We start from the raw sequence: 11118 nt of genomic DNA on the forward strand, positions 1-11118 counted from the left end.
ATGAATTACATAATAATAAACGAGCAATTAGCAATTGATTTAGGAATTATATCCGAAAGTCATTTTTACAGAAAAGGAGATGAAAAAGTAATTTTCAAAAGTGATATTCTAACAATTTGGGAACAAAATAATAATCAGAAACTTGAAGAAAATCAGTACGAAATACTTAATACAAATAACGCTTTAAAACAAATAGAGAAATGGACACAGTAAGAGGTAGACGCACAATTCGTGTAACAAAAAAAGGAGATACCTTATCAGCATCTTTAATTGCTAATAAGCCTTTAGTTGCAAAATATCAAGATAATCAAGTTATAGGCTCTTGGGCAGATGTAGCTAACAATAGAATTGTTTATGCGCAGATTTTAACATCATTAAGTAATACACCTGTCGCAAATGCTTCAATTACAAATGTTGTTTGGAAATTCAACGGAGCGGTTATTTCTGATTCAGATACTAAATTTGAAAAAACAGTCTATAATATCGGTTCAAATCAAGTCCCTGCTTTAAAAATTAAAGCAGATATTATGAATGGTATAACAACAACTTCTTCAATTGAATTTTCAGCAGATGTTTATACGGGAGGTTATACTACAAAAATAAATTGTTTTATTTCCGTTATTAGAGAAAATGTCAGCGCAAATACTTATTCGGCTTATATCGTTGACAAAGATGGTCGTGGTGCAACTGTGACAAGTGATTTTCCGACAGTTAATTTAGAAGCAGTTTTGGAAAAAGGAGGTGTTATAGTATCTACTGGCTTAACGTATCAATGGTTTAGAATGACATTAGATTCAGTAAGAGATTTATCGAACGATACTATTGCTGATAATCGAGAAACCTTGGTTGGTAAAACAGCTAAAACGCTTTCTTTAACGAAAAAAGATGTAGATACTTATGATACGTTTATGGTCGATATTAAAGAGAATGGTCAATTTATTAAATCAGCTATAATCTCTGTTCGAGATGAAACAGATGCATTAGATTTACAGTACAATATAACGGGTTCTGAAAGTGATTTAGATGTTGGTGGTTCTGTAAAATATACGCCTAAAATCGTTTTGCATGGTACAACAACTCCAGCGCCTGGTACTTGGACTTTTAGTTATCAAAAAATAAAAACAGATGGGACTTTAGTTGGTGCAAAATCAACGGGAGTAAGTTATACGGTTACTTATGCAGAAGTAGAATCGGCAGGTGGAGAAATTGACGTGCTATTTGAAGCAACTGAAGCGTAATGGGAGTAGTTCGTGGAAAACGTTCAGTAAAAATAAAAGAGAAAATAAAAGCTGTGCAAATTCAAAGCACAGCAAATCTCTTTCAAGGACCTGTACCTGCTAATATCACACTTAAAGCTGTTCCACAAGGTTTCACAGCTTTGAATTACAAGTGGTATATCAACGCGGGCACAAGTATTGTGGGTACAAATCAGACTTTCATCATAGCGAACAATCAAGTTGAAACAACCAACGTATATAAAGTAGTAGTTACGAGTATTGACGGAGAAAGTTTTGAAGCGACTATTTCTATTGCTAAAGTAAAAGACGGTAGTGCCATTGTTGCTTTAAAGCGTTATATGGATGAGCTAATAACTCAACATCAACAATTAAATGCTAATTATAATTCCCTTTATAGCAATCCTAAAATTGGAACATACCAAAGTACATTGCATACAGCTTATGTTGATTATGTTGCAGAGTATAATATACTTGTAAATTATATTACTGCTATTATTACACAAAATAGTTTTAGTGAAGCAGAGGAAACTGTATTGAATGGTTATATAGCTAATTATAGATTGAAATTAGTTGATTTGGTTAATGCGTTAGAAACCGCGTTAAAATTAACAACAGATTATTTAGATGATACTATTACTCGTATTAATGAAATTACATCATTTTTAGACACAACAATCAATGGTAATGTAATTGGCACGGGTGTTTTAATGGTTGGTTCAGAAACTCAATCTAATGCAGGTATATCGGGACTAAATGAAGCTGGTTCAAAATCGGTTAGGTTATGGGCTGGAGGTACTGCTCAAAATAGAGATAAGGCAAATTGGGTGATGCTTGATGATGGGACCGAGAGAACATTTCATTCAAATGGAAATTTAGCTTCTGAAAGAGGTTTAGTAGATGGAAGTCCTATTTTTAACTTCTACCACAAAGATGGGTATTTATTGTTTAAATTAGACCCAAACAGAGGTTTAGTAAATGTTGCATACATTCCAGAAAGTTGGACAAATACACCTATGATTAATATAAATCAAAGTAGTAGTACTTTAAATGTTGCAAGCGCTCAATCGTTTCTTAATTCATTAGTACTTGAAGATTTTAGGTATCATGGACAAATTGGAGAAGATGGTTTTTACCGTTGGTATTTCAACAATAATTATACGTCATTTGAGTATCAAAATGGAACTCACCCCGATAATTCTCAATACGAGAATTTGATTGGATATAAGACGATGAACGATTCAAGAACAGCAAACATTCCAAATGGTTGGTACGGCTTGCAAATTGGAACGATTGCAAATGCTTTCGGAGAGTATCCGCCACCAAGACCAACAGTAAATTATATACTTTATTATATTGAAAATGGTAAGGTAGTTAAAACACAAAACATTAATTTTTAAAAAATGACAAATCAATTCAAATTAGAGCAACGCTCTACAACTGAGCAGTAACTAAGTATTATCTTTCAACAATTAATTACAAAAACCCCACTTCGTTGATTTAGTTTTACAAAACATTATTAGCGCTTTATTTAACAATGTAATAATGAATCAAAGTAATTTTTATTCTAAAGTAAAAAAATGGTTAATCTATTTAACTTTATTTTTCACGCCTATTATTCTTCTTTTTACAACAAAAATTAAACTTACTGAAAAGGATAGAATCGGTTTTTTTATTGAGAGTTTTTTCAAGTTAGCTCCAATAGTTTTTATAGTTAATTCTGCATTTAATTGGCATAACGAGCATGAAGCCTTTTTGTATGGTTTATATGGTGTTCTTTTTGTAAACGCTGTTTTTGGAATATGTACTCATGCTAAGTTAAAGACTCTTGATATAGGAGAATTTGCTAAATCAACTCTTATAACAATCGTTGTTGTTTCAGGCGTGTATTTTTCACTAGATAGAGTTAATAATTCAATCCCAGAAGGTTTTCTATCTATTGCTTTTACTTCATCAGTTCAAATATTAACATTAATGTTTCCTTTAGCTAAGATTTTGCGTAATAGTTTCATTTTAACCAACGGAAAATTCCCTCCAGAGTTTCTAATTGAAAAACTTTACAACTACGAGCGAGACGGAAATATAAAATCATTTTTAGAAATATTAAAAAAAGAAGAGTAACATGTTAGTTGATTTTCAAAAACAATACGGATTGGTTGCAGACGGAAAGTTTGGACCTGCCACAGCAAAAAAAATAGTTGAAGTTTTCAAGATTAAACATCCTGCTCAATTCTTTGGGCAAGTTTGTCATGAAAGTGCTGACTTGACTTTGAAAGAAGAAAACTTAAACTATTCTGCAAGTCGCTTACTTCAAGTGTTTCCTAAATATTTTAATCTGACAAATGTAAATAGATACACTGGTAAGCCTATTGAAATTGGTAATAGAGTTTACGGAAGTCGTATGGGAAATAAAAATGCGAACGATGGATATTACTTTAGAGGACGTGGAGCAATTCAATTAACAGGAAGAAGCAATTATAAAGCATTCGAAAATTGGCTGGTTGAAAAAGGACTTTGTAAGTCAAATGAAATTATGCTTGATCCTGATTTAGTATGGAAAAAATATTACATCGAGAGTGCTATATTTTTCTTCGACACTAACAACCTTTGGAATATCACGGACGTTTTAAATTTGACCAAAAAGGTCAATGGAGGGACTAATGGATTACAGGATAGAATAAATAGAACTTTGCGCTATGAAAAGTGGTTTTAATCATCGAAATGTAATTTCAACAATAACAATGTTTATTGCATTGTTACTGCTTATTTCTGCTTACGGTTGTAGAACTTCAAAATCAGTTGTAGAAAAGCACAAGGAAAGTTTTTCAAAGGAAGAACTCCAACTGAATAAGTTTGATTCGGTAACGAAAATTGATAAACTGAATAAGATTGATAATTCATTTCAAAGTCAATGGAGCGATTTTAAGCAGAAGTTAGATATTTCTTTTAATGGATTATCTAATGATGATTTTTTTGAATTTCAGTTTACTGAAAATGGATTTATAGCTAAAGGTAAAGGATCTGTTAATCAGAAAACCGAAACAAGTAAGAAAGACTCTGCAACTAATAAAAAAGTAGATGAAACTCTTAAAGAAAACTCAGATATTCGGAAAAACGAAGTAAATCAAAACAAAGTAGACGAATCAAAATCGAAAATTAATAAGAATAAACAAAATAAAAGTTTCGGACCTTCATTTAACACAACAATTATTATAACAACTGCGGTTGTAGTTATCCTGATACTCTTATGGAAGTTTGGTTTGCCTAATTTTAAAAGTAAATAAATTTAAAGTGATCTAAGTGATCACTTTTTTTATTTGACAACTATTTGATTTTAGATGAATTTTAGATGTTGCTTATTAGACATAAAATATTGCTTAAATTTCTACAAACCTCTGTTTAAGCGAAAAAGTATATCTAAATCAATCTTGCTTAATATCTAATTTTAGACATTCTTATTTGATCAGTGCGACTCGATGCAATTAACAAGAAATTTTTCCCTTTGAATCCAAAATATAAAAATGCAATTCAATTGGATGATGAAGACACTGTTTTAATTCTTGGAGTTGTAACTTCATTAATTAGGCAAAAAAGAAAGGTATAATAACTTATTTATTGTATATTTGATTAACGTTTGGAAAGAGATTTCTGAACGTTTTGTGTTTGAAAATAAACACAAAAATTTGCAAAATTTGTGCAAATAAATCTATATAAAATTATAATTAATTTAAAAGTCTTTATTTATGGGGGTTGAAGTAGCAGTTTTAGGAGCTGGTTGTTTTTGGTGTGTGGAAGGAATTTTTAATTCGATAAATGGAGTAGAACAAGCTATCTCTGGATTTGCTGGAGGAAATGTAGAAAATCCTACTTATCGTCAGGTTTGTGATACAGATACAAATCACGCGGAAGTTGTTGAAATTACTTTTGACAATGAAGTGATTTCGTACAAAGAATTATTAGAAATTTTTTGGAATATTCATAATCCAACGCAGTTAAATAGACAAGGAAACGATGTCGGTACACAATATCGTTCGAGTATTTTTTACACATCAGAAGAACAAAAAAAGCAAGCGGAAGAATCGTTAAAAGAGTTTGATAACGGAACTTTGTATGAAGATAAATTCGTTACAACAATAGAGCCTTTAGATAAATTTTGGCCAGCCGAAGATTATCATCAAGGTTATTACAATGAAAATCCAGATCAGCCATATTGTTCGGCAGTTGTTGGACCAAAAATTGCAAAATTTAAATCTAAATTCAAACAGATTTTAAAATAAGAAAAGCGACCAATTGGTCGCTTTCATTTTATTTTCCTTTTTTACGTGCTTTCGCTTTTTGTTTTTGCTGACCACGGTTTTTAGGTTTAGATTTTGGTGGTTTACGTTTTGTAGGACCACCTAAATTCACCTTTTTATTTTTATCTTTTTTCTCGTGAAATGCTGCACCACGTTCTTCAATTTTTACAGTTGTAAGTTGTTTCATTTTTACAACATCTTTCTCAAATTCACGTTTTACAGGATTTATTTTTACGTCCTCTTCAGGAAAAGGAAGTTCGTTAATCTCTTTATCCATCAATGCTTCAATAGCATCTAAACGTTCAATTTCCTTTTCAGAAAAATAAGAAATCGCTTCTCCTTTTTTATCCGCACGTCCTGTACGCCCAATTCGGTGAATATATTGTTCTGGAATTTCTGGAATTTCGAAATTGATAACATGCGTAACATCAGGAATATCCAAACCACGAGCCATAATATCTGTCGTGATAATTCCTCGGTATTCATCTCTGGTAAAGGCTTCCATTGTTCTCAAACGATAATTTTGAGATTTGTTAGAATGAATTACTCCAAATTCATCTGGATAAATTTCATCTAAATGATTAAAGATTAAATCAGCATGTTTTTTATTGTTTGCGAAAATTAAAACTTTCTCAAATTTTGCTTTGTCTCCTAATTGATGAACAATTAAATTCAATTTTGTATTGAAATTCTCAACTGGAATAGCCAATTGAGTGATTTTTTCTAATGGTGTTCCTGAACGAGCTAAGGAAATTTCAATAGGATTTTTGAAATATTCGTGTAACATATCATCTACTTGATCTGTCATCGTAGCAGAAAATAAAATGTTTTGACGTTTTTCGCTCATCATTGTAAATAAATGAATCAGTTGCGGACGAAAACCTAAACTCAACATTTCGTCAAATTCGTCAACCACTAATTTCTTCATTTCTTTGAATGATAATACATTGTCTATCGCCAAATCTAAAACACGACCTGGTGTTCCAACCAAAATATCAACGCCTTCATACACCAATAATTTTTGAGTATTGATGTTTACACCACCATAAATTCCTAAAACACGAACATTGATAAACTCTGTTAATTGCTCTAAAATATCGGTAACCTGAACAACTAATTCGCGTGTCGGAACCAAAATAACAATCTTTGGTTGATTCGTTTTAGAGTATTGATATGTATTCAATAAAGGTAATAAGTAAGCCAATGTTTTACCTGTACCTGTTTGGGCAATTCCCATTATATCTCGTCCAGAAAGAATCGGTTTGAATGATTTTTCTTGAATTGGAGTAGGGGTTGTGATATTCAACTTTTCTAAAGCCGAACTCAATTGTTTTGTTAATTCGAAATCCGCGAATGTAGCTTTCATTTTGCAAAGATAAGTTTTCTTGATGACTTCTTAAAAACTCAATGTGCAATCCGTTCAAATTCGTTGAAACTTCGTACTTTTGCATTTCGATTAAGTAAAAAGGAATAAAATGAGTTTAAAACAATACATCACACAGAATGTTTTAGAAGCGATTCAAAACGTTTATCAAATTAACCCTGAATCTGTTGAAATTCAGTTTACAAGGAAAGAGTTTGAAGGTGATTATACATTGGTTGTTTTCCCATTAATCAGAACTTTGAAAGGTAAACCAGAAGAAATCGGTACTAAAATCGGTGAAAATTTGGTTGAAAATAATAAAATTACAGCGTTTAATGTTGTAAAAGGTTTCTTGAATATGAGTTTAAGCTCAGTAGAATTTTTAGAAAATTTTACTCAAAATGCTCAAAATTCAACTTTTGGAATTACGAAAGTTGATGAAAATTCGAAAACAGTAATGGTAGAATATTCATCGCCAAATACGAACAAACCTTTGCATTTAGGACATGTTCGTAATAATTTGTTAGGATTTTCAGTTTCTCAAATCATTGAAGCAGCAGGAAATAATGTGATTAAAACACAAATTATTAACGATCGTGGGATTCACATTTGTAAATCGATGATCGCTTGGGAAAAATTTGGAAATGGTGAAACGCCAGAATCTGCAAATATGAAAGGCGACCATTTGGTTGGAAAATATTATGTAGAATTTGACAAACATTATCGTCAAGAAATCAAAGAATTAGAAGCACAAGGAAAAACGGAAGACGAAGCGAAAAAAGAAGCGCCAATTTTCTTAGAAGCACAAGAAATGTTGCGTCAATGGGAGGCACATGAACCAAAAGTTATTGAGCTTTGGCAAAAAATGAACGGTTGGGTGTATGATGGTTTTGCAAAAACGTACAAACGTCTTGGTGTTGCTTTTGACGAATATTTATACGAATCGAATACCTACATTTTAGGAAAAGATATTGTTGAAGATGGTTTAAACAAAGGTGTTTTCTACAAAAGAGAAGATGGTTCTGTTTGGATTGATTTGACAGCAGAAGGTTTGGACGAAAAATTAGTTTTACGTTCGGACGGAACTTCAGTTTATATCACGCAAGATTTGGGAACAGCTGTAGAGCGTTTCAAAAATAATCCGACGTTAGAAGAATTGACGTATGTTGTAGGTAATGAGCAAGATTATCACTTCAAAGTTTTATTCTTAATCTTGAAAAAATTAGGTTATTCTTGGGCTGATGCTTTACATCACTTGTCTTACGGAATGGTTGATTTACCAAACGGAAAAATGAAATCTCGTGAAGGAACAGTTGTAGATGCTGATGATTTGATGCAAGAAGTTTACAATACTGCAAAAGAGATTTCTGAAGAATTAGGAAAATTAGACGGAATGTCTGATGATGAGAAAGCTGAATTGTACGAAACAATTGCTATGGGTGCTTTGAAATATTACATTTTGAAAGTAGATCCTAAGAAACGTATTTTATTCGATCCGAAAGAATCTGTAGATTTTAATGGAAATACAGGACCATTTATTCAATATACTTTTGCGCGTATTCAGTCTTTATTGAGAAAAGAATCTCCAAAAGAATTTGATGCAAATGCAATAGAATTGAATGATGCTGAAAAAGAAATTATTCGTGCACTATACGATTTCGAAGATACAATAGAAAAAGCGGCGACAGAAATGAGCCCAGCTTTGATTGCTAATTACGTATATGAGTTGGTGAAATTATTTAATTCATTCTACCAAAACAATCCAATCTTGAAAAATGAAGATGAAAATGTGAAAAACTTCCGTTTATATCTTTCTCAATGGGTTGCAAATACAATTCAGAATTCGTTACGTTTATTAGGAATTGGTGTTCCTGAAAGAATGTAATCGACTTATAAAATAAATAAAATGCCTCATCAATTTGGTGAGGTATTTTTTTAACTTTACAATATGAAAATAGGAGATTTACTGAAACAAAAAGATCCCCACGATAAATTTAATTTGAAACGATTTCACGATGCGCAAAGTTTTGTGTACGATGAAATTTTGATGGAAGTTCATGCAGGAAAAAAGCAAACGAATTGGATTGTTTTTATGTTTCCTCAATTAGTTGGTTTAGGTTCTAGTGATTCGTCATTAGAATTTTCAATTTCTTCAAAAGAAGAGGCGAGAGCTTTTGTAAAAGATGAAGAACTTTGGGGAAATTATTTAGAAGTTTTATCTGTATTATTAATGCGACATAAAGGCGTAATTCCGCAATTAATTTTCGGAAAAAATGATGCAATGAAACTGAAATCAAGTTTGACATTATTCAACTTTATAGTTCCGAAAGAAAAAATTATCAAAGATGTTTTGAAGTTTTTTTATGCAGATCAAGTCGATAAAAAAACATTAAGTATATTGAAACAAATGAATAAATAAAAAATCTCGAGCATTTGCTCGAGATTTTTTATTTACAACGAATTACGACTTTCTATTCCCAAAGTATTGTAAATAACCTTTAAATGATATTTCACGGTATTCTCAGAAATATAGAGTTCAGTTGCAATTTCTTTATTTGTAAATCCTTTCTTCACTAATTCGATGATATCCAGTTGTCTTTCCGAAAGATTATAATCACTTAAAATGATTTTCTTTTCAACTTGATTTGCGTTATTCGAATGATTAATCAAATCAGAAAGTTTATTTCTCATCCGTTCATTTTCATTTTCAACAAGTTTTCTTTTTTCGATGTTTATCTTGTAGAATTTATAAAGAACAATTAATAATATGATTAGAATTGTAGAAATAATAACTAGAAATAATCGGATATTTTTTTGATTTCGAACTTCTAAATCATTTCGTTTATTAATAATTTCTCGTTCTAAATTTTGTAATTTTCCACTTTGATTAATTGCATCATAATCAGTTGCAAGATCATTTACAATTAATCTTGTTTTGTATGCTTTTTCCCAATCTTCATTCTGTGCATAATACCAAGTAAGAGATTCATACATATTCAAAATATAAAGTTTTATACTATAATGTTTTGCATAATACAAACCTTTGTTAAAAGCTTCTAAAGCCTTCTTATTGTCCTTTGTTTCTGTATATAAGTGTAAAAGCTTTCTATAAATATTAGGTAAATGTTTGGGAGATTTTTGCTTCAAAATTTCTATACCTTCCAAATAATCTTTTTCTGCCTGAATATAATTTTTATTTAAACTATTCATTGTGCCTAAAACAGAAATATAAAAGCCATAAGTTTCTGCATCCAAATATTTTAAATTAGATTTATTTACTTTTTGAAGCAATTCCTTAACCTTATCATATTTTAAATAATCAAATTGGATGAAGATTCGTTCAATTAAAACTCTTGTCTCAACTTCGACTTTATATTTCGAACTCTTTAAACCATATTTTTCAGCAACGTTTAAATTTTCTTCTGCTTCTGGATAATTTAATAATGTTTTATACGTAAGATATTTTAACAAATACAAATTATATAAATCGTAATTCGTTACGTTTTTAGAATGTATAATACTATCTAATTTGATAATTGATTTATCAAATGAACCGATTTCATTATAATATGAGATTTCTTTCTTTAGAATTTCGGAATTTATTGTATTTCCTATCCCTACCTGGGTAAAAAATAATGTAAAGAAGATAAAAAGTATTTTGTTGTTCATTTTTATTATATAACTGATATTTAGTAAAGTAATTCAACTACCTGTAGGTAGTAATCGTTAAACTACCTCATAACTACTCCTGCAAAAATAGGAATTTAAGTACTGAATCCTAAAATTTGCAAAGAATTTATTTAGCACATAAATCTGGTGTTAATAGCTAATTATTTATTAAAAATGAAGATTATTTTATCTACTTTATTACTACTGTTGTGTAGTTTAGGTTTCTCTCAAAATTTGGATTACAAAAATTTAAAACAATTTATTGGAAATCGTGTAAATGAGTTAGAGGATTTTTATAAGGTTTCTTCTACATCTATTGAAGATAATTTTGGAAACCAAAAAGTAATGTACAATTCAGTAAAAATTGAACCATATACGTTGAATATTGAGGTTGAAACTGAAGGGAAAAATATAAAGCGTATTGTGGTCAAAAATTCTGAAAATAGAACAAGTTTCTTTAAAAATATTGCAGAAGAAATAGAAAAAGAAGCTCCAATTAAGAAAAACTATAAGACGTATTATATCTCTTTAGTTAAGAACTCTACAAAAAAGAAAA

At 30.5% G+C, this 11118-nt stretch carries 12 protein-coding genes; 10 read left to right on the forward strand and 2 right to left on the reverse strand.

Features of this window, described 5'->3' with window-relative positions; translation table 11 throughout:
• From N5E64_RS06485 to msrA, 7 genes are all read left to right on the forward strand, one after another.
• Nucleotides 1–213 (forward strand): hypothetical protein, encoded by a 213-nt coding sequence (locus N5E64_RS06485; RefSeq protein WP_280036496.1) that lies wholly within the window; start codon nucleotides 1–3, stop codon nucleotides 211–213.
• Nucleotides 201–1238 (forward strand): hypothetical protein, encoded by a 1038-nt coding sequence (locus N5E64_RS06490; RefSeq protein WP_280036497.1) that lies wholly within the window; start codon nucleotides 201–203, stop codon nucleotides 1236–1238. The genes N5E64_RS06485 and N5E64_RS06490 overlap by 13 nt, the downstream gene beginning before the upstream one ends.
• A complete protein-coding gene (locus tag N5E64_RS06495; protein ID WP_280036498.1) occupies nucleotides 1238–2635 on the forward strand; it encodes a hypothetical protein in 1398 nt (465 codons plus the stop codon). Before N5E64_RS06490 ends, N5E64_RS06495 begins: the two co-directional genes overlap by 1 nt.
• Before the next feature lie 145 nt (nucleotides 2636–2780).
• The gene (locus N5E64_RS06500) at nucleotides 2781–3356 is read left to right on the forward strand and encodes a hypothetical protein (protein ID WP_280036500.1); all 576 of its coding nucleotides are present in this window, start codon (nucleotides 2781–2783) and stop codon (nucleotides 3354–3356) included.
• 1 nt (nucleotide 3357) lies between these two features.
• On the forward strand, nucleotides 3358–3948 hold the full coding sequence (locus N5E64_RS06505; RefSeq protein ID WP_280036503.1) for a glycoside hydrolase family 19 protein: 591 nt from the start codon (nucleotides 3358–3360) through the stop codon (nucleotides 3946–3948).
• Nucleotides 3932–4519, forward strand: a complete 588-nt coding sequence (locus tag N5E64_RS06510) for a hypothetical protein (protein WP_280036505.1) — start codon at nucleotides 3932–3934, stop codon at nucleotides 4517–4519. The genes N5E64_RS06505 and N5E64_RS06510 overlap by 17 nt, the downstream gene beginning before the upstream one ends.
• Before the next feature lie 459 nt (nucleotides 4520–4978).
• Entirely contained in the window at nucleotides 4979–5512 is a 534-nt protein-coding gene (gene msrA / locus N5E64_RS06515) for a peptide-methionine (S)-S-oxide reductase MsrA (RefSeq protein ID WP_280036506.1), read from the forward strand.
• Between the two features lie 28 nt (nucleotides 5513–5540).
• Here msrA and N5E64_RS06520 read toward each other — a convergent pair whose 3' ends face one another.
• A complete protein-coding gene (locus N5E64_RS06520) occupies nucleotides 5541–6896 on the reverse strand; it encodes a DEAD/DEAH box helicase (RefSeq protein ID WP_115001019.1) in 1356 nt (451 codons plus the stop codon).
• A gap of 109 nt (nucleotides 6897–7005) precedes the next feature.
• Here N5E64_RS06520 and argS point away from each other — a divergent pair, with 109 nt between their 5' ends.
• Both argS and N5E64_RS06530 read left to right on the forward strand, forming a co-directional pair.
• On the forward strand, nucleotides 7006–8778 hold the full coding sequence (argS, locus tag N5E64_RS06525) for an arginine--tRNA ligase (RefSeq protein ID WP_221856844.1): 1773 nt from the start codon (nucleotides 7006–7008) through the stop codon (nucleotides 8776–8778).
• A 63-nt stretch (nucleotides 8779–8841) separates the two neighbouring features.
• Entirely contained in the window at nucleotides 8842–9312 is a 471-nt protein-coding gene (locus N5E64_RS06530; RefSeq protein ID WP_125349813.1) for a DUF1810 family protein, read from the forward strand.
• 32 nt (nucleotides 9313–9344) lie between these two features.
• Here N5E64_RS06530 and N5E64_RS06535 read toward each other — a convergent pair whose 3' ends face one another.
• Complete coding sequence (locus tag N5E64_RS06535) at nucleotides 9345–10562, reverse strand: LuxR C-terminal-related transcriptional regulator (protein WP_125349814.1); 1218 nt, start codon at nucleotides 10560–10562, stop codon at nucleotides 9345–9347.
• A gap of 174 nt (nucleotides 10563–10736) precedes the next feature.
• Here N5E64_RS06535 and N5E64_RS06540 point away from each other — a divergent pair.
• The coding region (locus N5E64_RS06540) for a hypothetical protein (RefSeq protein WP_280036515.1) at nucleotides 10737–11118 on the forward strand (382 nt) is incomplete at its 3' end.

This window comes from Empedobacter sp. GD03739 (assembly GCF_029843245.1).
In the GTDB taxonomy this organism is placed as follows: Bacteria; Bacteroidota; Bacteroidia; order Flavobacteriales; family Weeksellaceae; genus Empedobacter; species Empedobacter falsenii_B.